We start from the raw sequence: 23,087 nt of genomic DNA, 5'->3' as shown, positions 1-23,087 counted from the left end.
GCGGCTGCCATGGCCGATGTGGGACAGGTCACCCGCCCGCCCGACGCAACCTTTCGGACCGCTCGACAGTCGGTAAGGCCGCGGTAAAGAGAACCTGTGAGAGTGGAGAGCAAGATGACGGTCAACCCCAAGCTCTGGGCCGTGGCGCTGGTCTGCGCGGCGACGGCGGTCGGCGTGACCGGCTGCGGCAAGAAGGCTGACGACGGCGGCGCCAAGGCCGACAAGAGCACGCCCTCTGCCGCGCCGACCCCCACCAAGCCCGCCGACCCGTTCGCGGGGCTGACCGCCGACGAGATCGCCGACAAGGCCGTGAAGGCCACCGAGGGCGCGACCTCGCTCCACATGGTCGGCAACGGCAAGGCCGACGGCCAGAGCATGACGATCGACCTCGCCCTCGACAGCAAGGGCGCCTGCACCGGCAAGATCGGCATCAAGGAGGCCACCGCGGACCTCCTCCGGGCCGACGGCATCATGTACATGAAGGGCGACGAGAAGTTCTGGCAGGTCTCCGCCGGCGAGGAGGGCGCCTCCGCCGAGGAGGGGAAGGCCATGGCCGAGCTCTTCAAGGGCCGCTGGATGAAGATGACCGACAAGAACGCGGGCGAACTGGCCGACCTCTGCGACCTCGACAAGATGGTCAAGGAGATGGACAAGGACCGGGCGGACCGCAAGGGCATGACCAAGGGCGCCGACGCCGACGTCAACGGTCAGCCCGCCGTCACCCTGACCAAGAAGAAGAGCAACGGCGAGACGCTCACCATGTACGTCGCCAAGGAGGGCGAGCCCTACGTCCTCAAGACGGTCGAGGTGGGCGGCGACGAGCCGGGCACCCTCGTCTTCTCCGACTTCAACAAGCCGGTCACGGTCACCGCGCCGCCGGCGGACCAGGTCATGGACCCGGACAAGCTCGGCGGCTGACGTACCGGCCTCCGCTCCGTGCGCCCGCTGCCCCCGAAGTAGCGGGCGCACGCCCCCGGGGTGACCCTGGTGATCAGGGGAATTCCCGCGAGGAGGCTCGCATGGCGCCCCAGCGAAACCCGCGGAGCCGCAAGCTCCGGATCGCGACCACCCTCTGCGCGGCCGTGGTCGTCGGTGCCGGCGCGGGCGCAGGACTGACCGGCTGGACCGCGCCGGCGCCCGCCGCACAGGAGGCCGCGCGGGACGTACGGGCGGTTGCCGCCGCCCCTTCCGACGTACGGGCGGTTGCCGCCGCCCCTTCCCCCTCCCCGGACCCCTTCGAGGACCTGACCGCCGACGAGATCGCCGACCGGGCCGTCACCGCCACCCAGTCCGCGACCTCCCTCCGGATGAGCGGCCGGATCGTCTCCGACGGCCAGCCCCTCGACATCGACTTCTCCGTCAACGACAAGAACCAGTGCACGGGGCGCGTGAAGGTCGAGGGCGGCACGGCGGAGCTGCGCCAGGCCGACAAGATCACGTACATGAAGGGCGACGAGAAGTTCTGGCGCGCCTCCATGACCTCGCAGGGCATGCCGGAGGCGCAGATCGACGCCACCATCGAGCTCCTGAAGGGCCGCTGGCTGAAGATCACGCCCGGCCAGGAGGGCAGCGAGGACCTCAGCGGAGTCTGCGACCTGACCTCGCTCCTCGCCGAGCTGGACAAGGACCCGGAGGAACGCAGGGGCCTGACCAGGGGGCCGGACGCCGAGGTCGAGGAGACGCCCGTCGCCACGCTCGTGAAGAAGAAGACGGACGGCGGCACGACGCCGGACACGACACCCGACACGACGACGCCGGACACGACGACCGTCTCCGTCTCCCAGAAGGGCAAGCCCTACATCCTCAAGATCGTCAAGACGGGCGGCGAGGAGCCGGGGACGATGCTCCTCTCCGACTACGACAAGCCCGTGAAGGTGGTCGTACCGCCCGCGGACGAGACGGTCGACATCTCGAAGCTGGAGCAGGCCACACCGGTCTGAGCCCCGCGGCGGTCCTGGCTGTCGGTGGTCGCCGTTAGCCTCTTTGAGGTGACCGCACGCATCACCGACCCCGAGCAGCTCAAGGAGCTCCTCGGCATCCCGTTCACCCCGGAGCAGACGGCCTGCATCATCGCGCCGCCCGCCCCGCAGGTCATCGTGGCCGGAGCCGGTTCCGGCAAGACGACGGTGATGGCCGCCCGGGTGGTCTGGCTGGTCGGCACGGGTCAGGTCGCGCCCGAACAGGTCCTCGGCCTGACCTTCACCAACAAGGCCGCCGGAGAGCTCGCCGAGCGCGTCCGCACGGCGCTCGTACGGGCCGGGGTCACCGACCCCGACGCCATCGACCCCGACAATCCTCCCGGCGAGCCCCGCATCTCGACGTACCACGCCTTCGCCGGGCAGCTCCTGACCGACCACGGCCTGCGCATCGGCCTGGAGCCCACCTCCCGCCTCCTCGCCGACGCCACCCGCTACCAGCTCGCCGCGCGTGTCCTGCGCGAGGCGCCCGGACCGTACCCCGCCCTGACCAAGTCCTTCCCGACCCTGGTCAGCGACCTCCTCGCCCTCGACGCCGAGCTCGCCGAACATCTCGTACGCCCCGAGGACCTGAAGGCGTACGACTCCGAGCTGCTCACCGCCCTCGCCGGTGCCAAGCTCTCCAACGCCGACCTGCGCAAGGTCCCCGAGACGGCCGCGGCCCGCCGCGAACTGCTCGACCTCGTCGTCCGCTACCGCGCGGCCAAGCGCTCCCGCGACCTGCTCGACTTCGGCGACCAGATCGCCCTCTCCGCCGAGCTCGCCACCACGCGCGCGGAGGTCGGCGCGATCCTGCGCGAGGAGTTCCGGGTGGTGCTCCTCGACGAGTACCAGGACACCTCCGTGGCCCAGCGGCTGCTCCTCTCCGGCCTCTTCGGTTCGGGCACCGGGCACGCCGTGACCGCGGTCGGGGACCCCTGCCAGGCCATCTACGGCTGGCGCGGCGCGTCCGTCGCCAACCTGGACGACTTCCCCGCCCACTTCCCGTACGAGGACGGCAGCCCCGCCACCCGGTACGCGCTCTCCGAGAACCGGCGCAGCGGCGGCCGCCTCCTCGACCTCGCCAACGGACTCGCCGAGCCCCTGCGGGCCATGCACGCGGGCGTGGAGGCGCTGCGCCCGGCGCCCGGCGCGGAGCGCGACGGCTCGGTACGGATCGCCCTCCACGCCACCCACGCCGAGGAGATCGACTGGCTCGCCGACTCCCTCGCCCACCTGGTCCGCACGGGCCGGGAGCCCGGCGAGATCGCGGTCCTGTGCCGGACGGCGACCGACTTCCCCGCCATCCAGGCCGCCCTGGTCGCCCGTGACGTGCCCGTCGAGGTCGTCGGCCTGTCGGGCCTGCTGCACCTGCCCGAGATCGCCGACCTGGTCGCGGTGTGCGAGGTCCTCCAGGACCCCGGCGCCAACGCCTCCCTGGTCCGCCTCCTCACCGGCCCGCGCTGGCGTATCGGCCCCCGCGACCTCGCCCTCCTCGGCCGCCGCGCCCGGCTGCTCGTCCACCGCGCCACCGAGGACCCCGACGCGGACGCCGACCAGCGGCTCGCGGCGGCGGTCGAGGGCGTCGACCCGGCCGAGGTGATCTCGCTCGCCGACGCGCTCGACACCTTCCTCGACTCCGGCGGCGAGGACGACGGCCTGCCGTTCTCCGCCGAGGCCCGGGTCCGCTTCGCCCGGCTCGCCGCCGAGCTGCGCTCCCTGCGCTCCTCGCTCGCCGACCCGCTGATGGACGTCCTGCACCGGGTCCTCGCCACCACGGGCCTGGAGGTCGAACTCTCCGCCTCCCCGAACGCGCTGGCCGCCCGCCGGCGCGAGACCCTGTCGAACTTCCTCGACATAGCGGCCGGCTTCGCCTCCCTGGACGGCGAGGCGACCCTCCTGGCCTTCCTCGGCTTCCTGCGCACGGCCGCGCAGTACGAGAAGGGGCTCGACAACGCGCTCCCGGGCGGCGAGAACACCGTCAAGGTCCTCACCGCGCACAAGTCCAAGGGCCTGGAATGGGACGTGGTCGCGGTGCCGGGGCTCGTCGCCTCCCAGTTCCCGAGCACCAGGTCCCGCGAGTCGTGGACCTCCCAGCCTCAGGTGCTGCCGCACGCCCTGCGCGGCGACGCGGCGACGCTGCCGGAGATCGACACCTGGGACGCCGCCTCTCTGAAGACCTTCAAGGAGGCGATGCGCGCGCACCAGCACACCGAGGAGCTCCGCCTCGGATACGTGACCTTCACCCGCCCCCGCTCCCTCCTCCTCGGCTCCGCCCACTGGTGGGGCCCGGCCCAGAAGAAGCCCCGGGGCCCGTCGGCCTTCCTCCAGGCCCTGTACGACCACTGCGCGGCGGGCTACGGCGAGATCGAGGCCTGGGCGGAGGAACCGGAGAAGGACGCGGAGAACCCGTCCCTCCAGGACCGTACGGCGGACCAGGCCTGGCCCCTCCCCTTGGACGAGACGTCCCTCCAGCGCCGCAGGAAGGCGGCGGAGCGCGTGATGACGGCGTTGTGGGCATACGTTCCGCCGGGGCGGAACGGGTGGGCACAACCCACGGACGCGCTGCCCGCGCAAGGGCCCGCCCCTCAGGACCCCGAGGACCTCTGGCCCGACGAGGAGCCTGTCTGGGACGAGGACCCCGTCTGGGACGAGGAGCCTGCCCGGGGCGGCGAGCCTCACTGGGACGAGGAGCCTCCCCGGGACGAGGAGCCCCCGGCTGACGGGATCCCCGCCCCACGGGCACCGGAGCAGGCGCTCGCCCCCGAGGACCGGAAAACCCTCGCCTCCTGGGACCGCGACCTCACCGCGCTCACCACCGAGCTCCGCCGCGCCCGCGCCACCACCCGCGACGTCCTCCTGCCCGCCTACCTCTCCGCCTCCCAGGTCCTCCGCCTCGCCGCCGACCCCGACGGCTTCGCCCAGGACCTGGCCCGCCCCATGCCCCGCCCCCCACAGCCCGCCGCCCGCCGCGGCACGCGGTTCCACGCGTGGGTGGAGTCCAGGTTCGAGGAGCTCCCGCTCCCCATGCTCGGCCCCGACGAGCTCCCCGGCGGCGAGGACTTCGCCGGCGAACCGGAGATCGCCGACGAGCGGGACCTCGACGCGCTCAAGGACGCCTTCGCCCTCACCCCGTACGCCCACCGCACCCCGTACCGCGTCGAGGTCCCCGTCCATCTCTCCCTCGCCGGCCGGGTCGTCCGAGGCCGGATCGACGCCGTCTACCGGGACCCGGAGTCCGGCGCGTACGAGATCGTCGACTGGAAGACCAGCCACCTGCGCACGGCCGACCCCCTCCAGCTCGCGATCTACCGCCTCGCCTGGGCCGAACAGCACGGCCTCGACCCCGACGAGGTCGCGGCCGCCTTCGTCTACGTACGGACGGGTGACGTCGTACGCCCGCGGCGCCTGCCCGGCCGTGCCGAGCTGGAGGGGATCCTGCTGGGCAGACCCACTCCGGACGCCGGATAGGCTCAGGAGCATGAGCGAGACCCCGGACAGCGCCGTCCAGACCGTACGTACCCAGGCGGTGCGCACGTACATCGAGCAGCACAGTGCCGCCTTCCTCGACGACCTCGTCGAGTGGCTGCGCATCCCCTCCGTGTCGGCGCAGCCCGCCCACGCCGAGGACGTACGGCGCAGTGCGCGGTGGCTCGCCGACAAGCTCACCGAGACCGGCTTCCGTACGGTCGAGATCTGGGAGACGGACGGCGCCCCGGCGGTCTTCGCCGAGTGGCCCTCCGGCGACCCGGACGCCCCGACCGTGCTCGTCTACGGCCACCACGACGTCCAGCCCGCCGCCCGCGAGGACGGCTGGCACACCGACCCGTTCGAGCCGCACATCACCGAAGGACGGATGTACGCGCGCGGTGCCGCCGACGACAAGGGCCAGGTGTTCTTCCACACCCTCGGCGTCCGCGCCCACCTCGCCGCGACCGGACGCACCGCCCCCGCCGTCAACCTCAAGCTGATCGTCGAGGGCGAGGAGGAGTCCGGCTCCCCGCACTTCCGCGCCCTCGTCGAGGCCCACGCGGACCGGCTCGCCGCCGACGCCGTGATCGTCTCCGACACCGGCATGTGGTCCGAGGACACCCCGACCGTCTGCACCGGCATGCGCGGCGTCGCCGACTGCGAGATCGAGCTGTACGGCCCCGACCAGGACATCCACTCCGGTTCCTTCGGCGGCGCCGTGCCCAATCCGGCCACCGTCGCGGGCCGTGTCGTCGCCGCCCTGCACGACGAGCACGAGCACGTCGCCGTCCCGGGCTTCTACGACGGTGTCACCGAGCTCTCCGACGCCGAGCGCGCCCTCATCGCCGAACTGCCCTTCGACGAGGCCGCCTGGCTGAACACCGCCAAGTCCCACGGCACGCTCGGCGAGGCCGGCTTCTCCACCCTGGAGCGCGTCTGGGCCCGTCCCACCGCCGAGGTCAACGGCATCGGCGGCGGCTACCAGGGCCCCGGCGGCAAGACGATCGTCCCCGCCTCCGCCCAGCTGAAGCTCTCCTTCCGGCTGGTCGCGGGCCAGGACCCGGCCAAGATCGAACTCGCCGTACGCGACTGGCTCGCCGGCCTGGTCCCTGCGGGCATCCGGTACGAGATCGTCTTCGGCGCCCCGACCCGGCCCTGCCTCACCCCGCTGGACCACCCGGCCCTCAAGGCGGTCGCGGGAGCGATGAGCCGCGCCTTCGACGGCGCCAAGGTCCGCTACACCCGCGAGGGCGGCTCGGGCCCCGCCGCCGACCTCCAGGACGTCCTGGACGCGCCGGTGCTGTTCCTCGGCATCTCCGTACCGTCCGACGGCTGGCACGCCCCCAACGAGAAGATCGAACTCGGTCTCCTCCTCAAGGGTGTCGAGACCGCCGCCCACCTGTGGGGGGACCTGCCCACCGCCCTCCACACCGCCGTGCGATGAACCCACACACCGATCCGGGGGAGTTGGAAGTACCTGTGTCCACCTTGAACAACGAGTTCGCGGACCGGCCGATCTCGCTCACCGCCCCGAGCGGCATCGACCGGGCGGCCCACCACCGCCTCGACGAGGCCTGGCTCGCGGCCGCCTGGAGCCACCCCACGACCCGCGTGTTCGTGGTCTCGGGCGGCCAGGTGCTGATCGACGACACTCCCGACGGTCGCACGGAGCTCGTCATGACCCCGGCCTTCGAGGCCCCGGTCACCGAGACCCACCGCTACTTCCTGGGCACGGACGCCGACGGCGTCTCCTACTTCGCCCTGCAGAAGGACTCCCTGCCCGGCCGCATGGACCAGTCCGCCCGGCCGGCCGGACTGCGCGAGGCGGGCCTGCTGCTCTCGCCCCGGGACGCGGGCCTCATGGTGCACGCCGTCGCCCTGGAGAACTGGCAGCGGCTCCACCGCTTCTGCTCCCGCTGCGGAGAGCGCACGGTCATCGCCGCCGCGGGCCACATCCGCCGCTGCCAGGCCTGCGGCGCCGAGCACTACCCGCGTACCGACCCGGCCGTGATCATGGCCGTCATGGACGACGAGGACCGGATCCTGCTCGGCCGCCAGGTCCACTGGCCCGAAGGCCGCTTCTCGACCCTCGCCGGCTTCGTCGAGCCCGGCGAGTCGATCGAGCAGGCGGTGGTCCGCGAGGTCTTCGAGGAGGCCGGTGTCACCGTCGGCGAGGTCGAGTACATCGCCAGCCAGCCCTGGCCCTTCCCGTCCAGCCTGATGCTGGGCTTCTTCGCCCACGCCACCTCCTCGGAGATAAGCGTGGACGGCGAGGAGATCCACGAGGCCCGCTGGTTCTCCCGCGAGGAGCTGACCGCCGCCTTCGAGTCGGGCGAGGTCCTGCCCCCGTACGGCATCTCGATCGCGTCGCGCCTGATCGAGCTCTGGTACGGCAAGCCGCTCCCGAAGCCGGGCGACGTCGTCTGACGAACGGCCTGTGACACACAACAGCCCCCGCCCGGCACCGCCGGACGGGGGCTGTTTTCGGCCAGGCGTCAGACGCCGACCTTCTGCTTGACCTGGGCGAGCGACGGGTTCGTCAGCGTCGTCCCGTCCGCGAAGAGCACGGTCGGGACGGTCTGGTTGCCTCCGTTGGCCTTCTCCACGAACGCGGCCGACTCGGGGTCCTGCTCGATGTTGATCTCCGTGTACGCGATGCCCTCGCGGTCCATCTGGCTCTTCAGCCGACGGCAGTAGCCGCACCACTCGGTGCTGTACATCGTCACAGTCCCCTGCATGGCCTGGCGCTCCTCTGTTCGCGGGTGGGTGCCGAGGGAAAGAACGTACGCGGTCGTGCGGCCATTCCCGAATTCGTATGACCGCGGGCACGGGCCTGTGGACAACGCGCCGCACCCACCCCTCCGAACCTGGCAGCATGGCGGGGTGACAGCAGCAACGCACTCCACTCTCTTCCCGCGGGTCCCCGAGTCCGCCGACGCGGTGCTCGACGGGCTCGACCCCGAGCAGCGCGAGGTCGCCCTCGCCCTGCACGGGCCCGTGTGCGTCCTTGCGGGAGCCGGCACGGGCAAGACGCGGGCGATCACGCACCGCATCGCGTACGGAGTGCGGGCGGGGATACTCCAGCCCGGCAGCATCCTGGCCGTCACGTTCACCAACCGGGCCGCGGGGGAGATGCGCGGCCGCCTGCGGGAGCTCGGCGCGGGCGGCGTCCAGGCCCGCACCTTCCACTCCGCCGCCCTGCGCCAGCTTCAGTATTTCTGGCCGAAAGTCGTCGGTGGTGATCTTCCCCGGCTCCTGGAGCGCAAGATCCAGCTCGTCGCCGAGGCCGCCGCGCGCTGCCGCGTCCGGCTCGACCGCAACGAGCTGCGCGATGTCACCGGCGAGATCGAGTGGGCCAAGGTCACCCAGACCGTCCCCGCCGACTATCCGGCGGCCGTCGCCAAATCGGTCCGTGAAGCCCCCCGCGACCCGGCCGAGATCGGCCAGATCTACGGGATGTACGAGCAGCTCAAGCGCGACCGCTCGGTGATCGACTTCGAGGACGTGCTGCTGCTCACCGTCGGCATCCTCCAGGACCGTCACGACATCGCCGACCAGATCCGCCGCCAGTACCAGCACTTCGTCGTGGACGAGTACCAGGACGTCTCCCCGCTCCAGCAGCGGCTGCTCGATCTGTGGCTCGGCGACCGCGACAGCCTCTGCGTGGTCGGCGACGCCAGCCAGACCATCTACTCCTTCACCGGCGCCACCCCCGACCACCTGCTGAACTTCCGCACCCGGCACCCGAACGCCACGGTCGTCAAGCTCGTCCGGGACTACCGCTCCACCCCCCAGGTCGTCCACCTCGCCAACGGACTGCTCAGCCAGGCCCGCGGCCGGGCCGCCGAGCACCGCCTGGAGCTGATCTCCCAGCGCGACCCGGGACCCGAGCCCGCCTACACCGAGTACGCGGACGAGCCCGCCGAGGCCGAGGGCACCGCCCGCCGCATCCGCGATCTGATCGCCGCCGGCGTCCCGGCGGGCGAGATCGCCGTGCTCTACCGCATCAACGCCCAGTCCGAGGTCTACGAGCAGGCCCTCGCCGACGCCGGCGTGCCCTACCAGCTGCGCGGCGCCGAGCGCTTCTTCGAGCGCCAGGAGGTACGGGAGGCCGGCATCGCCCTGCGCGGCGCGGCCCGCGCCGGCGGCAACGACTCCCTCCTCGACGACGCCGAGGACCTGCCCTCCCAGGTCCGGGCCGTGCTCTCCACCAAGGGCTGGACCACCGAGCCGCCCGCCGGCTCCGGCGCCGTCCGCGACCGCTGGGAATCCCTCGCCGCCCTGGTCCGCCTCGCCGAGGACTTCGCCCGGGCCAAGCCCGGCGCCACCCTCTCCGACCTGGTCGCCGAGCTCGACGAGCGGGCCGCCGCCCAGCACGCCCCGACCGTCCAGGGCGTCACGCTCGCCTCGCTGCACGCCGCCAAGGGCCTGGAGTGGGACGCCGTCTTCCTGGTCGGCCTCACCGAGGGCATGATGCCGATCACGTACGCCAAGACCGACGAGCAGGTCGAGGAGGAGCGCCGCCTGCTGTACGTCGGCGTCACCCGCGCCCGGCTCCACCTCTCCCTCTCCTGGGCGCTCTCCCGCTCCCCGGGCGGCCGCGCCTCCCGCCGCCCCACCCGCTTCCTCAAGGGACTGCGGCCCGGCTCCGGCGCCCTCGGCGCCGGCAGCGCGGGCGGTGGCGGCTCCGTCGAGCGCGGCGCCGGCGGCAGCCGGCGCAAGCGGCGCGGCCCGGTGCTCTGCCGTGTCTGCGGCGCCACGCTCACCGAAGCCGGCGAGATGAAACTGATGCGCTGCGAGGACTGCCCCTCCGACATGGACGAGGCGCTCTTCGAGCGGCTGCGCGAGTGGCGCTCCGAGCAGGCCAAGCAACTCGGGCAGCCCGCGTACTGCGTGTTCACCGACAAGACGCTGATGGCGATCGCCGAGTGCGTGCCCTCCACCGACGGTGAACTCGCCGGGATCTCCGGGGTCGGCGCGCGCAAGCTCGACCGGTTCGGAGCCGACGTCCTCGCCATCTGCGCGGGCGAAGAGCCAGGTGAGGAGCCTGGAGGAGACGACGAGGACGCCTGAGGAAAACTCGTCGAAAAAATAGTTTGCGCACGCCCCGTCAAGCCCCATAGGTTCTTAACCACGGAAACAGCGGCTTCTTTGAAGCCCTGTCTTCGTGCTGTACTTGTCCAAATGAACATGAGGGTCCGGCTCACACCGAGCCCTCCGAGACGCCGAGAGGAGGCGATTCCAGTGATCAGCAACATCAACAGCACCAACGTCAGCTTCGTCAGCACCGACAAAATGACCGATCGCTCGGTCGTCTCCGCCTGCTCGCTCGGCCTCTCCGGTTCGGCGTTCATCGGCAGCGGTCTTCCTGGCACCGGTCTGTCCGGCGCCGGTATCGCCGGCCTTGCCTCCCTGCGGCCGGCGGCCGCCCTGGCGGGTCTCCCCGTCATGGAGCGCATCGAGCGACCGACCAAGGCACTGGAAGCAGGAGTAGCAGCAGTCAAGGCCACGGCCTACGGCTTTGCGGCGACCGGTGCCGAAACCAAGCAGCAGACGACGCAGCACCACACGATGTGGGCCTTCCGTGGGCTCGAACCCTGGAGTGATCCAGCCTGATCCAGATCAGGCCGGCGCCTTCAGGGCCGCGGAACCCCACCCGGGATCCGCGGCCCTTCTGTTTGTCCTCGAACGGGGATGACAGAGCGAAGGGGCCTCGGGACCAGCACCACCCGGTACCAGCCGAAACCCCGGCCCAACAGGCCGGAACGACCAGACGAGGAAAGACAACCGTGCAACTCGAAGCGCACGCCCCGTCCGTACCGCCTTCCGAAACGATCCCCCCGCCCGGCCTCACGGAGGACTCCACCTTGACCCCCCTCACCGCGCTCACCGCGCTCGACGACGCCATCGAGAACCTCGGCGTACCCGTCCCCTGCCGCTCGTTCGACCCGGAGGTCTTCTTCGCCGAGTCCCCGGCCGATGTCGAGTACGCCAAGTCCCTCTGCCGCACCTGCCCGCTGATGGAGGCCTGCCTCGCCGGTGCGAAGGAGCGGCGTGAGCCGTGGGGCGTCTGGGGTGGCGAGCTGTTCGTCCAGGGTGTCGTCGTGGCCCGCAAGCGGCCGCGTGGTCGCCCGCGCAAGAACCCGGTCGCGGCATGAACGTCACCGGAACCATCGACCGACCCCTCACGCACGATCCCCAGAAGCAGGCCCCGATGACCTCTTCCACGAGCGAGCCGTCCGGCTCCGCGACCCCAGACGTTTCCATCACCGGCGCGAACGCCTCGCGTCAGAACAGGACCCGCGAGATGCAACTCATTCCAGAAGCCCTGGCTCGTGCGCATATGCACGACCGCATGCGTGAAGCCGACGCGGAACGCCAGGCTCAGCGCCTGGTCGCCGCCCGGCGGATGCAGCGGCGAGCCGAGCGTGTCTCCCTGCGCGCCCGGCGCGCGCTGGCCATGGCCGTCATGCACTGACCTGAAAGAACCCCGCGGGGGCCGGTCCTAACGGACCGGCCCCCGCGGTGCGTTGCGAGGCGCCCCCGGCCTTGTCGGACTATCGTCATGAGCGTGAACGACGCCCGGACACCCGACGAGCCCATCGTGTGCGCCCGCTGCGGCAAGACCGCGCAGAGCGTTCCGGTGACCTGGACCTGCTCAGTGGAGAACGGCACCCGCCAGTACATCTGCGACACGTGCGCCCGGGAGAACATCCGCTCCATCGAGGGCCGCCTCGACTCCTCCTGGTGGTGACGGCGCCTCCGGGCCCGTCCGCTCACTCCGCCGCGACGAAGCCCGGCAGCCACTCCTCCAGTTCGCCGCGCAGCCGCACCGACGCGTTCAGCTGGCAGAGCACGCCGATCGTGCTCAGGGTCACGCGGTGTATCAGCAGGTACGACGGCGGCAGGTTGAGCTGCTTGCCCAGCTGGTGCGCGGGGGAGCGGGGGTCGGCGATCCGGGCCGCCTGCGTACGCATCCAGCCCCGGGTGAAACCGAAGACCTCCGCCTCGGCCGGCTCGATGATCGGCAGGAGATACTCCAGCACCGCGTCCGGGTCGAGAGCGATGGACTCCTTGACGAACCCCTCCTCGCGCAGCAGCTCGTAGACCATATCGGCGTCGCCCTCCAGGGTCAGCCGCAGACACGTGCCGATCGTCTCGGGCAGCCCGCCCGGCAGCCGGTCCACCGTGCCGAAGTCGAGCACCCCGAGCCGCCAGCTCTCCGGACCCTCCTCCTCGCCGGCGCCCGGCAGCAGCCGGAAGTTCCCCGGATGCGGATCGGCGTGGAGGAGGCCCGTACGGGCCGGCCCCGAGAAGAGGAAGCGCGCCAGGAGCTGACCGGCCCGGTCCCGCTGCTCCTCGGTGCCGTCCGCGATCACCTCGGACAGCGGGATCCCGTCGATCCACTCCGTCACCAGGACCTGCTCGCACTGGTGCACCACCCGCGGCACCACCACATCGGGATCGTCCGCGAACTCCTCCGCGTGCTCCCGCTGGGCCTGCGCCTCCAGGCCGTAGTCGAGCTCCTCGGAGACCCGGTCGCGCAACTCGTTGATCAGCGGCTTGATGTCCATGCCGGGGATCAGCGGGCCGAGCAGCCGGGCGAAGCGGCTGAGCTGCGTCAGGTCGGAGAGGAGCGCCTCGCCCGCCCCCGGGTACTGCACCTTCACCGCGACCTCGCGGCCGTCGTGCCACACCGCCCGGTGTACCTGCCCGATGGAGGCCGCGGCGGAGGGCTTGTCCTCGAACTCCAGGAACAGCTCCCGCCACTCGTCGCCGAGCCGCTCCTCCAGCACGCCGTGCACCGTGCGGGTCGGCATCGGAGGCGCCGCCTCCTGAAGCTTGGTCAGCGCCGCCCGGTACGGCCCAGCCACCTCCTCGGGCAGCGCCGACTCGAAGACGGACAGCGCCTGCCCGAACTTCATCGCCCCGCCCTTGAGCTCGCCGAGCACCTTGAACAGCTGCTCCGCCGTGCGCTGTTGCAGCTCGCGCGCGACTATCTCGGCGGACTTGCCGCCGATCCGCTTGCCCAGGCCCCAGGTCGCCCGTCCGGCGAAGCCCAGGGGCAACGCGGCCAACCTGGCGGTCCGGGTGACCGCCTTCCGGGGAAGATCAGACATAAGCCCCTCCAAATCCCAGACTGCCGTGCCGCACAGGGCCGTTACCCCGCCATTGTGTCCTGCGGGGATTCCACCCCCGAGGCATGCTCCCCCTCCGTGCGACGGACCGCGCCGCACGGACACGCCGGGTGCGGTCTCATCCGTTCCACACGCCACTCGAGAAGAGGCAGCGAGACCTCCCATCGTGCCCCCGTACTCGCGGGCAACTCTCCGTCCAGGAAGGCCAGCGCATGGGCCGCGGCCAGCCCCGCCACCGCCGTCGCGAGACCCAGGTCACAGGCCGGCAGGGGGTGGGGAGCTCCCGAGCGCCACTGTGCCAGCATCCGGGGCCACACGGGCTCCCGGTCCGCCCGCTCCTCCTGCAGGCACCGCGCGCACGCCGTGCCGCCCGGCAGCACCAGCGGTCCGACCACGCCGGTGGCCTCCAGCACGCCGGCATAGAGATGAGGAGTGCCGGTGGTGATCCAGCTCTGGGCGGGGACCGGATCGGGGAGGTAGGCGGCGAGGCCGTCCCTCGGTGTCACCACGACGAGTGAGAGCGCGGGCTCGTGTCCGCTCTCACCCGCACCACGCCCGGACGCCCTCGGCGACCGGCCGGCCGGGGCCGAGCGCCCCACGAGCCGGCGTGCCGCCACGGCCCGGCGTTCGCCCACCGCCTCGGGCGGCAGTCCGCCCGGCGACACCTCCCAGGGCTCCACCGATCCGGAGTCCAGCACCTCCACCGTGCCCACCCCGGACGCCGAGAGGAGCGCGGCGACCGCGGCCCCGACCCGGCCCGCGCCCCGGACCTGGACGCGCTGGGCCCGCCGGGCGGCCAGCCGACGTAACGCCCCGTCCGGTTCCGGGTGGACCACGGAGAGTGAGGCCAGGTCGGCGCGGAGCGGATCGAGGGCGCGGTCCGCCGGCCCGGGGGCGCCGGCCTTTCCGGGGCGGCCGGCCGAGGCGTCCGCGATCAGTCCCGCCTCCCCGAGCCTGCGGAGCAGCGCCTCGAGCCGCCCGTCCGGCAGTCCCAGGGCCCGAGCCTCGGCCCGCAGCAGTTCCATGCCGCGGGTGCCGTCGAGCAGGCCGAGCAGGCTGCCCGTGGTCGTGTCGACCGGGCCCACCACCACCGCGTGCGCGGACGTGGCCCCGAACTGCACGCTCTGCAGATTCCGCCAGGCGCGTCGCAGCGCCGGTTTCAGCATCGGATGCATTTCCGCCCCCGTGATCTTGATCGGTCTTCTTCTTCGCTCCCGGCCGTTCCCCTCCGGTGATGTCAGATTGCCCGCGAGTCGAGGCGGACGCGCAAAGTTGTCCACAAGGGCGGGGTATTAATCATTCAAATGGTGCACCGTGTGACGGGATCCCCGCCGAACCGTCCCGGAGGCGGGACTTCCCCCGCTGACAGCGGGTAACGTCGGGCCCGTGCCCGCCGACCCACAGCGCAGCGTGACAAGCAAACCGCCCCGCGGCTCGGGGACGAGTGCGGTCGAGGTCCGCAGAAGCTCCCGGCGGAGCAGAACCGTCTCCGCCTACCGCGAGGGCGACCGGACCATCGTGCTCATCCCGGCCCGGATGTCCGAGGCGGAGGAGCAACGCTGGGTGACGGTCATGCTGGACAAGCTCGCCGCCCAGGAGAGCAAGCGCGTCCTTGGGGACAGCGAACTCACCGAGCGCGCCGAGCGGTTGTCGGACCAGTATTTCGGCGGCCGGGCACGGCCGACGTCCGTGCGGTGGGTGACCAACCAGAACACCCGCTGGGGCTCGTGCACCCCGTCCGAGGGCAGCATCCGCCTCTCGCACCGGCTCCAGGGCATGCCCGAGTACGTCGTCGACTACGTCCTCGTCCACGAGCTGGCCCATCTCCTGGTCCCCGGACACGGACCCCGGTTCTGGCGGCTCCTGGAGGCGTACCCGCGCACCGAGCGTGCGCGCGGGTACCTCGAAGGCGTGGTCGCCGCGGACCGTCTGCCGCACCTGCCCGCCGCGCGCGGAGAGTAGCCGGGACCGCGTCGATCCTGTACCGAATTCGTACCAGCTTGGCTCGATGTCGCAGCCAGCCGTTAGCCTGGCGCGAGGCATTCACATTTCGGGATGGGGGACGGTCGTTACGCATGGCCAGGGAATTCCAACGCGGCCACAAGGCCAAGATCAGTGATCTCACACCGGGGACCGATCTGTACGTGGGTGTGCAGATCGCGGCGCCCGGACTGACCTTCGACATCAGCTGCTTCGGCCTCGACGCCAACGAACAGCTCTCGGACGACCGGTACTTCATCTTCTTCAACCAGCCGAAGTCGCCGGAGGAGTCCATCCAGCTGCTCGGCGCGCAGTCGGGCGACACCGAGTCCTTCCGCGTCACGCTGGACCGCATCCCGGCGAACATCCACAAGCTGTCGTTCACCGCGACCATCGACGGTGCCGGCCAGATGTCGCAGATCGGCCCCGGCTACATCCGGATCGTCGCGGGCGGCGAAGAGGTCGTCCGATACCCGTTCACGGGCACGGAGTTCTCCACCGAGCGCGCCGTCATGCTCGGCGACTTCTATCTCAAGGACGTCTGGCGCTTCGCGGCCATCGGCCAGGGCTTCGACGGCGGCCTGGAGGCGCTGCTGAAGAACTTCGGCGGCGAGGTCGCCGAGGAGCAGCCCGCCGCCCAGGCCACCCCGCAGGCGGCCCCCGGCTTCGGTCCGCCCGCGCAGGCTGCCGCACCGCCCGCGTTCGGTGCGCCCGCCGCGCCGCAGGTGCCCCAGCCCGCCCCGGCGTTCGGCGCGCCGCAGGCCGCTCCGGCGCCCGCACCGCAGGCCCCGGTCCAGCCGATCCACGCGGCGCCCACCATGGCCGCGCCGATGGCCCCGCCCGCCCCGGCCCCGGCCCCCTCGCCGTACGGCCAGCCGCAGCCTCAGCAGCCACAGTTCGGGCAGGTCCCGGGCCAGGTCCCGCCGCCCGGCGCGCCCGCGCCGTACGGCCAGCCCGCCCCGGCCCCGTACGGTCAGCCGCAGTTCGGCCAGCAGCCCCCCGGCATGCCCCCGGGCCAGATGGGCGTCCCGCAGGGCGTCCCCCAGGGCGTTCCGGCCACCGGCGCCGGACTCGCCGCCGCGCTCCAGCCGTACAAGGAGACCGCGACCGGCGCCCGTTGGACCCCGCAGAACCAGCAGCTCATGCGGGTCGACCTGGCCATGGGCGGCGTCCCCGTCCTCGCCCGCCAGGGCAGCATGGTCATGTACCAGGGCAAGGTCGAATTCGCCCACAAGGGCGCCGGGTTCACCGGCCGGATCATCGGCAACGCCACCGGCCAGGAGATGCAGCTGATGCGCTGCACCGGCCGCGGCCAGGTCTTCCTCGCGGAGGAAGGCGCCCATCTCCACCCGATCGAGCTCCAGGGCGACGGCATCTGCGTCTCCGCCGAGAACGTGCTCGCCTTCGACGAGTCCCTGCAGTACGAGGTCCGCCGGATCGAGGGCCACGGCATCCCCGGCGGCGCCCTGTTCACCATGCAGTTCCAGGGCACCGGCACCGTCGTCGTCAAGACGCACGGCATCCCCGTCGTCCTGCCCGTCACGCCGACCACCTTCGCCGACTGCAACGCCGTCGTCGCCTGGTCGTCCGCGTCCCAGGTGATCCTCTCCAGCCAGGTCCGGCTGCGCCGCAACGCGTACCCCGGCCACAGCGGAGAGACCGTCAACCTCCAGTTCCGGGGCGCTCCCGGAAACTTCATCGTCGTCCAGCCGTACGAGGTCTGAGGGAGCCCGAACAATGAACCAGCAACTCGCGGGCTTCGCCCCGACCCCGATGGCGGCCCGGATGGAGAACCACGGCAGCGCGATGCTCAAGGTCGCCATGGCCTCCGGCCAGGACCTGTACGCGCGCACCGGCTCCATGGTCGCCTACGAGGGCTTCATCACCTACGAGCCCAACCCGCCCGCCGCCCGCCAGGTCGCGCAGGCGTGGCTCACCGGCGAGGGCGCGCCCGTCATGAAGTGCTCCGGCGACGGACTGCTCTACCTCGCCGACTACGGCGCGGACGTCGTCGTGATCAACCTCCAGAACGACTCGCTCTCGGTCAACGGCACCAACCTGCTGGCCTTCGACGCCCACCTCCAGTGGGGCGTCGAGAAGGTCAAGGGTCTCGCCAAGTTCGCCGGCCAGGGCATGTTCAACGTCGAGATCGCGGGCACCGGCTGGGTCGCGCTGACCTCGCGCGGCACGCCGATCGTCGTCGACTGCGGCCGCGGCGAGGACGAGACGTACGTCGACCCGGACGCGCTCGTCGCCTGGTCTCCGGCGCTCAAGGTCAAGGGCAAGCGCAGCTTCAAGGCCTCCTCCCTGATCGGGCGGGGCAGCGGCGAGGCGTACCAGATGGCCTTCTCCGGCCAGGGCATCGTCGTCGTACAGCCGAGCGAGGACAGCACCGACCGCCTGCGGGTCCGGGGCTGAGGGGGAGCGAGAACACATCATGCAGAGCCCGCTTTTCAACTACGCCGAGCAGCAGAGCCAGGACCGGTACGTCATCCAGAACCCGCAGCTGCTGCGGGTCGCCCTGACCGGCTCGGACGACGTCCTCGCCCGCAAGGGCGCCATGGTCGCCTACCAGGGGCTCGTCGACTTCGACGGCGAGTACCAGACGCCCAGCCAGCGCCGCGCCCAGGCCCGGACCGGTGAGGGCCTCGACCTCATGCGCTGCTCCGGCCAGGGCACGGTCTACTTCGCCAACCTCGCCCAGTACATCCACGTCGTGGAGGTCGAGCAGGAGGGCATGACCGTCGACAGCGCCTACGTCCTGGCGCTGGACTCGACCCTGCACACCGAGGTCATCGCCGTGGACAGCCAGTACGGCATCTCCGGCTCCGGCAAGTACCAGCTGAACATCTCCGGCCGCGGCAAGGTCGCCCTGATGACCTCCGGTCAGCCGCTGATGATGCACGTCACGCCGGACAAGTACGTCAACGTCGACGCGGACGCGATCGTCGCCTGGTCCAGCGGGCTGCGGGTGCAGATGCAGGCGCAGACGACCAACTCCAGCGTCCGCCGCCGCCGCGGCGACACGGGCGAGGGCTGGGAGCTCAGCTTCCTCGGACAGGGCTTCGCCCTCGTCCAGCCCAGCGAGGTCATGCCGCCGCAGCACGCCGCCATCGGGCAGGGCATCGCCGCCCAGTTCGGTGCCGGCCAGCACGGCTCGCACGCCCAGAACCAGAACAACGTCTGGAACTGAGCATGCGTAAGGGGCGGCCTCCCTGGGGGCCGCCCCTTACCGCTGTCACGCGAGCCGTGCCCGCGTCTCCTCCGTCAGCCGCACCACCGAGGCGTCGGCCACCCCCGCCACCTCGTCGTACGCGAACCAGCGCAGGTCCAGCGACTCCTCGCTGATCGCCTCCACCGCGCCGGCCGGCGCCAGCGCCGCGTACTGCACATCCAGATGCCAGTGGCACGGCCCCGGAATCGGGTGCCGGTCCAGGCGCACCGGGCCGCCCGGCAGCAGCGTCAGACCGGGGATCCCCGACTCCTCCGTCGCCTCGCGCAGTGCCGCCGCCGCGAGCGTCGCGTCGCCCGGCTCGCAGTGGCCGCCCATCTGCAGCCACATGCCCAGCTTCTTGTGCAGCGTCAGCAGCACCCGGCCGCGCTCCGGGTCCACGACCAGCGCACTGGCCGTCAGATGCCCGGCCTCGCACGCCTTCCACATGCCGTCCTCGTGGGCGGCCAAGTGGTCCAGGTAGGTCTGACGCAACTCGTCCTGGCTCTCGTACGCCTTCAGTGCGAGAACCGCGTCGTCGTGCAGGCTCACTTCTCGGTGTCGTCCTCGTCGTCCTCGGCGCGCTCCCGCTTGCCGGCCGCCTCGCCCAGCATCTTGTCGATCTCCGAGAAGTCGAGCTGCTCGCGGTGGACGAAGCCGTCAGGGTCGTCCAGGTCGGACGCCGTCGGCAGCATGTCCGGGTGCTCCCACAGGTCGTCGCGGCCGTCGACACCGCGCGCGTCCGTGAGCGAGGCCCACAGCCGCGAGGCGTCCCGCAGCCGGCGCGGACGCAGCTCGAGACCGATCAGCGTCGCGAAGGTCTGCTCGGCGGGACCACCGCTCGCCCGGCGCCTGCGCAGCGTCTCGCGCAGCGCGTCCGCCGAGGTCAGCCGGGACTTCGCGGCCTCGTGGACCACCGCGTCCACCCAGCCCTCGACCAGCGCGAGCGCCGTCTCCAGGCGCGCGAGAGCCGCCTTCTGCTCCGGCGTGTCCTCGGGCTGGAACATGCCCTGCTGCAGTGCCTCCTGCAGCTGCTCCGGGTGCGTCGGGTCCAGCTGGCCGACCGCCTCCTCCAGCTTCGAGGTGTCGACCTTGATCCCGCGGGCGTAGCCCTCGACCGCACCGAACAGATGCGCGCGCAGCCACGGCACATGCGCGAAGAGCCGCTGGTGGGCGGCCTCACGCAGGGCCAGGTACAGCCGCACCTCGTCCTTCGGGACACCCAGGTCCTTGCCGAGCGCCTCGATGTTCAGCGGCAGCAGCGCCGCCTTGCCGGCCGGGCCGAGCGGCAGACCGACATCGGTCGAACCGACGACCTCGCCCGCGAGCGCACCCACGGCCTGGCCGATCTGCTGGCCGAACATGGCGCCGCCCATCGAGCGCATCATGCCGATCAGCGGGCCCGCCATGGCCTGCATCTCCTCGGGCAGCACATCGCCCATCGCCGCACCGACCCGCTCGGCGACCGGGTCGACCAGCTGCTGCCAGGCCGGGAGGGTCGCCTCGACCCACTCCGCGCGGCTCCACGCCACGGCCGTGTTCGCCCCGGAGGGCAGCGAGGTCACGCCGTCCAGCCACAGGTCGGCCAGGCGCACGGCCTCCTCGACCGCGGACTTCTCCGCCGGACCCACACTGGCGTCCTTGGTGCCGTCGGGCGTGCCCTGCGCGACCACCTGGCGGGCGATCTGCTTGGCCATGTCCCAGTTCACGGGACCGCCCTCGTACGAGAGCATCTGGCCGAGCTGCTGGAAGGCCGCGCCCAGGTCGTTGGGGTTCAGCGAGCCGAACATCGCGGCGAAGGGGTTGTCAGCGCCGCCGGGGCCGCCCATACCGGGCAGACCGCCGAAGCCGAACGGATTGGCGCCGAACGGATTGTCGCCGCCCTGGCCGCCGGACCCCTGGCCACCTCCGGCGGGGTCCTTCTTCTTGCCCTCGTCGCCGTTCTCCGGCTCCTCCGGCGGAAGGCCGAATCCGAATGGGGTGTCACTCACAGGTTTCCTCGGCTCGTAGGGCCGCCGGCCTCCTGCCGACGGCGACTGCCCGCTGCACACCACCAGCGTAGACATCCGGGCCGGATATGGGCTCGGTGCTCCGCCGGGCCGTGGGCTGCGGCAGGATGGACGCCACCTGGTACGTACGCGTCATTCGGGTACGTACTGAAGACAACCGCTGGAGACGCCCGGTGAGTTCCCCAGATCCTCAGGTTCGCGCAGCGCGAAACATCTCAACCCGGTCCGCCGGGCGCGGCCCCGTGGTCGCGGTCACCGGCGCCGCTTCCGGGGTCGGCGACCTGCTGACCAGGCGCCTCGCCGCCTCCGAGGAGATCAAGCAGGTCATCGCCATCGACGAGCGCCGGGGCGAGGTCTCCGAGGCGCAGTGGCACATCCTCGACGTCCGCGACCCGGCGATCGCCGAGAAGCTGCGGGGCGCCGACGTGGTCGTGCACCTCGCCCTCGACCTCGACCTCGAATCGGACGCCGCCGCCCGAACGGCCTACAACGTGCGCGGCGCGCAGACCGTGCTCACGGCCGCCGCGGCCGCCGGCGTGCACCGCGTGGTGCTCTGCACCTCCGCGATGGTCTACGGCGCGCTGCCCGACAACGACATCCCGCTCTCCGAGGACGCCGAGCTGCGAGCGACCGCCGAGGCCACCGGCGTCGGCGACATGCTGGAGATCGAGCGGCTCGGCCGCCGCGCGCCCCGCGCCCACCCCGGTCTGCACGTCACCGTGGTCCGGCCGGCCGTCCTGGTCGGCGGTACGGACACGGCCCTGACCCGCTACTTCGAGTCGCCCCGGCTGCTCGTCGTCGCCGGATCCCGTCCCACGTGGCAGTTCTGCCACGTCGAGGACCTGGTCAGCGCGCTGGAGTACGCGGCCCTTGAGAAGGTCGACGGGGAGTTCGCGGTCGGCTGCGACGGATGGCTGGAGCAGGAGGAGGTGGAGGAGCTCTCCGGGATCCGGCGCATGGAGCTGCCCTCCGCCGTCGCGCTCGGCGCGGCCGCCCGGCTGCACCGGATCGGGCTCACGCCGTCGCCGGCCGGTGACCTCGCGTACACGATGCACCCCTGGGTGGTCAGCGTCGGACGGCTGCACGACGCGGGCTGGCGCCCGCAGTGGACCAACGAGGAGGTGCTCGCGGCGCTCCTGGAGGAGGTCGAGGGCCGGCACACGGTCGCGGGCCGCCGGCTCGGCCGCAAGGACGCCACGGCGGCGGGCGCGGCCGGTGCGACGGTGGCGCTGCTGGGCACGGCGGCGCTGGTCAGGCAGATGCGGAAGCGGCGCGGCATGTAGGACCCTCCTACGGAGGGTCCGTCCCACCGGTCGAAAACGCTATTCCGCGCTGTCCGTGCGGTACGGCACCATGGGCACCATGGCACGCACCCACGAGCACCCCGGCGAGCAGGCCGCAGCCGACCCCATCAAGCTCCTCGCGATCCGCGACACCCCGCTCTCGGTCGACGAGGTCTTCCGCGCCGTCGGCGACGACGCGGCCGGCGGCACGACCCTCTTCGTGGGCACCGTGCGCAACCACGACGGCGGCGCGGACGTCGACGCGCTCGGGTACTCCTGCCACCCCTCCGCCGAGGCCGAGCTGCGCCGGGTCGCCGAGAAGGTCGTCGCCGACTACCCGGTCCGCGCGCTGGCGGCCGTCCACCGGGTGGGCGATCTGGAGGTCGGCGATCTCGCGGTCGTCGTCGCCGTCTCCTGCCCCCACCGCGGCGAGGCCTTCGAGGCCTGCCGCAAGCTCATCGACGACCTCAAGCACGAGGTCCCCATCTGGAAGCACCAGAAGTTCTCCGACGGCACCGAGGAGTGGGTCGGCTCCTGTTGAGCCCCAGGCACGGGTTTGGGGGTCCCCCCGGACGGAGTCTGGGGGAGGGTCGGCTCCTGCTGAGCGCAAGGCGCCGCTCCTGTCGAGCACAAGGCGCCGCGCCGACTCTGGGTAGTCGAACGCCCGATTTGCGTAACCGCCCCCCTGGCGGCAGCGTTGTTGCTGCAGATCGTTAGTCTGCTGATCGGCCGGTTCCGGTCGGTTGCGGTCGCTCATTGGGGATGGGAGGTCGGGATGGCGGCGCTTGCCTGGTTGCTGATTCCGGTTTTCGCGGTCGTCGGCGCGGCGATATGGGGAAGCTGGGCATCGAGGAACAAGACCATCGGGGACGTTGCCGAGCTCGCCGGCTACGCGCGGTTCAGGGACGCCATGGAGCGGTCCCATTCCGGTACCGAGAGCGAGATGGCCCCGGCCACACCGGCGTCCCCCGTACGCAGTAGCCACGTCTCCGGCTGATTTCCCCCCGTCGGGCGCCTCGTACGGACCCGCCCCACGGGTG

Annotated in this window: 22 protein-coding genes; 17 read left to right on the top strand and 5 right to left on the bottom strand. The window is 71.9% G+C overall.

The genetic code is table 11. The features are described from left to right. Positions 1 to 114 precede the first annotated feature (114 nt). From FDM97_RS29145 to nudC, 5 genes are all read left to right on the top strand, one after another. Positions 115 to 918, top strand: a complete 804-nt coding sequence (locus FDM97_RS29145; protein WP_254705790.1) for a hypothetical protein — start codon at positions 115 to 117, stop codon at positions 916 to 918. Between the two features lie 101 nt (positions 919 to 1,019). Then, the gene (locus FDM97_RS29140; RefSeq protein ID WP_137993479.1) at positions 1,020 to 1,940 is read left to right on the top strand and encodes a hypothetical protein; all 921 of its coding nucleotides are present in this window, start codon (positions 1,020 to 1,022) and stop codon (positions 1,938 to 1,940) included. Positions 1,941 to 1,988: 48 nt separating this feature from the next. Then, the gene (locus FDM97_RS29135) at positions 1,989 to 5,426 is read left to right on the top strand and encodes an ATP-dependent DNA helicase (RefSeq protein WP_137993478.1); all 3,438 of its coding nucleotides are present in this window, start codon (positions 1,989 to 1,991) and stop codon (positions 5,424 to 5,426) included. A gap of 10 nt (positions 5,427 to 5,436) precedes the next feature. Further along, positions 5,437 to 6,870, top strand: a complete 1,434-nt coding sequence (locus FDM97_RS29130) for a dipeptidase (RefSeq protein WP_137993477.1) — start codon at positions 5,437 to 5,439, stop codon at positions 6,868 to 6,870. A 35-nt stretch (positions 6,871 to 6,905) separates the two neighbouring features. After that, positions 6,906 to 7,853: an NAD(+) diphosphatase gene (nudC, locus tag FDM97_RS29125; RefSeq protein ID WP_137993476.1), complete on the top strand. Its 948-nt coding sequence runs from the start codon at positions 6,906 to 6,908 to the stop codon at positions 7,851 to 7,853. A 68-nt stretch (positions 7,854 to 7,921) separates the two neighbouring features. Here nudC and FDM97_RS29120 read toward each other — a convergent pair whose 3' ends face one another. After that, positions 7,922 to 8,164 carry a mycoredoxin gene (locus tag FDM97_RS29120; protein WP_137993475.1) on the bottom strand — a complete coding sequence of 81 codons (243 nt, stop codon included), beginning with the start codon at positions 8,162 to 8,164 and terminating at the stop codon, positions 7,922 to 7,924. A gap of 145 nt (positions 8,165 to 8,309) precedes the next feature. On the opposite strand from FDM97_RS29120, the gene FDM97_RS29115 reads away from it, so the two are divergent. The 5 genes from FDM97_RS29115 to FDM97_RS29095 all read left to right on the top strand — a co-directional run bounded on the left by FDM97_RS29115 (position 8,310) and on the right by FDM97_RS29095 (position 12,180). After that, positions 8,310 to 10,499: an ATP-dependent DNA helicase UvrD2 gene (locus tag FDM97_RS29115; protein ID WP_175439270.1), complete on the top strand. Its 2,190-nt coding sequence runs from the start codon at positions 8,310 to 8,312 to the stop codon at positions 10,497 to 10,499. 171 nt (positions 10,500 to 10,670) lie between these two features. After that, a complete protein-coding gene (locus FDM97_RS29110; protein WP_137993473.1) occupies positions 10,671 to 11,042 on the top strand; it encodes a hypothetical protein in 372 nt (123 codons plus the stop codon). A gap of 173 nt (positions 11,043 to 11,215) precedes the next feature. After that, the gene (locus FDM97_RS29105) at positions 11,216 to 11,584 is read left to right on the top strand and encodes a WhiB family transcriptional regulator (protein ID WP_137993472.1); all 369 of its coding nucleotides are present in this window, start codon (positions 11,216 to 11,218) and stop codon (positions 11,582 to 11,584) included. Next, on the top strand, positions 11,581 to 11,904 hold the full coding sequence (locus FDM97_RS29100; protein WP_137993471.1) for a hypothetical protein: 324 nt from the start codon (positions 11,581 to 11,583) through the stop codon (positions 11,902 to 11,904). Before FDM97_RS29105 ends, FDM97_RS29100 begins: the two co-directional genes overlap by 4 nt. Before the next feature lie 87 nt (positions 11,905 to 11,991). Then, positions 11,992 to 12,180 carry a hypothetical protein gene (locus FDM97_RS29095; protein ID WP_137993470.1) on the top strand — a complete coding sequence of 63 codons (189 nt, stop codon included), beginning with the start codon at positions 11,992 to 11,994 and terminating at the stop codon, positions 12,178 to 12,180. A 22-nt stretch (positions 12,181 to 12,202) separates the two neighbouring features. Here FDM97_RS29095 and FDM97_RS29090 read toward each other — a convergent pair whose 3' ends face one another. Together FDM97_RS29090 and FDM97_RS29085 are read right to left on the bottom strand one after the other, a co-directional pair. Then, positions 12,203 to 13,546 (bottom strand): ABC1 kinase family protein, encoded by a 1,344-nt coding sequence (locus tag FDM97_RS29090; RefSeq protein WP_137993469.1) that lies wholly within the window; start codon positions 13,544 to 13,546, stop codon positions 12,203 to 12,205. Between the two features lie 41 nt (positions 13,547 to 13,587). After that, positions 13,588 to 14,739 (bottom strand): TOMM precursor leader peptide-binding protein, encoded by a 1,152-nt coding sequence (locus FDM97_RS29085; RefSeq protein WP_137993468.1) that lies wholly within the window; start codon positions 14,737 to 14,739, stop codon positions 13,588 to 13,590. A gap of 211 nt (positions 14,740 to 14,950) precedes the next feature. On the opposite strand from FDM97_RS29085, the gene FDM97_RS29080 reads away from it, so the two are divergent. From FDM97_RS29080 to FDM97_RS29065, 4 genes are all read left to right on the top strand, one after another. Continuing rightward, a complete protein-coding gene (locus FDM97_RS29080) occupies positions 14,951 to 15,526 on the top strand; it encodes a M48 metallopeptidase family protein (protein ID WP_137993467.1) in 576 nt (191 codons plus the stop codon). Between the two features lie 113 nt (positions 15,527 to 15,639). Beyond that, the gene (locus FDM97_RS29075) at positions 15,640 to 17,268 is read left to right on the top strand and encodes a TerD family protein (RefSeq protein ID WP_137993466.1); all 1,629 of its coding nucleotides are present in this window, start codon (positions 15,640 to 15,642) and stop codon (positions 17,266 to 17,268) included. Between the two features lie 13 nt (positions 17,269 to 17,281). Continuing rightward, complete coding sequence (locus tag FDM97_RS29070; RefSeq protein WP_137993465.1) at positions 17,282 to 17,962, top strand: AIM24 family protein; 681 nt, start codon at positions 17,282 to 17,284, stop codon at positions 17,960 to 17,962. A 19-nt stretch (positions 17,963 to 17,981) separates the two neighbouring features. Beyond that, entirely contained in the window at positions 17,982 to 18,737 is a 756-nt protein-coding gene (locus FDM97_RS29065; RefSeq protein WP_137993464.1) for an AIM24 family protein, read from the top strand. Between the two features lie 45 nt (positions 18,738 to 18,782). Here FDM97_RS29065 and FDM97_RS29060 read toward each other — a convergent pair whose 3' ends face one another. Beyond that, positions 18,783 to 19,307: an NUDIX hydrolase gene (locus FDM97_RS29060; RefSeq protein WP_137993463.1), complete on the bottom strand. Its 525-nt coding sequence runs from the start codon at positions 19,305 to 19,307 to the stop codon at positions 18,783 to 18,785. Then, entirely contained in the window at positions 19,304 to 20,746 is a 1,443-nt protein-coding gene (locus tag FDM97_RS29055; protein ID WP_137993462.1) for a zinc-dependent metalloprotease, read from the bottom strand. Before FDM97_RS29055 ends, FDM97_RS29060 begins: the two co-directional genes overlap by 4 nt. A 191-nt stretch (positions 20,747 to 20,937) precedes the next feature. Here FDM97_RS29055 and FDM97_RS29050 point away from each other — a divergent pair, with 191 nt between their 5' ends. The 3 genes from FDM97_RS29050 (at position 20,938) to FDM97_RS29040 (ending at position 23,044) form a co-directional block, all read left to right on the top strand. Continuing rightward, positions 20,938 to 22,047, top strand: coding sequence for an SDR family oxidoreductase (locus tag FDM97_RS29050; RefSeq protein WP_137993461.1), 1,110 nt, complete (start codon positions 20,938 to 20,940; stop codon positions 22,045 to 22,047). A 79-nt stretch (positions 22,048 to 22,126) separates the two neighbouring features. Beyond that, on the top strand, positions 22,127 to 22,588 hold the full coding sequence (locus tag FDM97_RS29045) for a molybdenum cofactor biosynthesis protein MoaE (protein WP_137993460.1): 462 nt from the start codon (positions 22,127 to 22,129) through the stop codon (positions 22,586 to 22,588). Positions 22,589 to 22,822: 234 nt separating this feature from the next. After that, positions 22,823 to 23,044 (top strand): hypothetical protein, encoded by a 222-nt coding sequence (locus FDM97_RS29040; RefSeq protein WP_137995089.1) that lies wholly within the window; start codon positions 22,823 to 22,825, stop codon positions 23,042 to 23,044. Positions 23,045 to 23,087 lie beyond the last annotated feature (43 nt).

This window comes from Streptomyces vilmorinianum, assembly GCF_005517195.1.
GTDB classification, from domain to species: domain Bacteria; phylum Actinomycetota; class Actinomycetes; order Streptomycetales; family Streptomycetaceae; genus Streptomyces; species Streptomyces vilmorinianum.
Note: the sequence above shows the minus strand (reverse complement) of the source record. Positions and strands in the feature narration are given on the sequence as shown.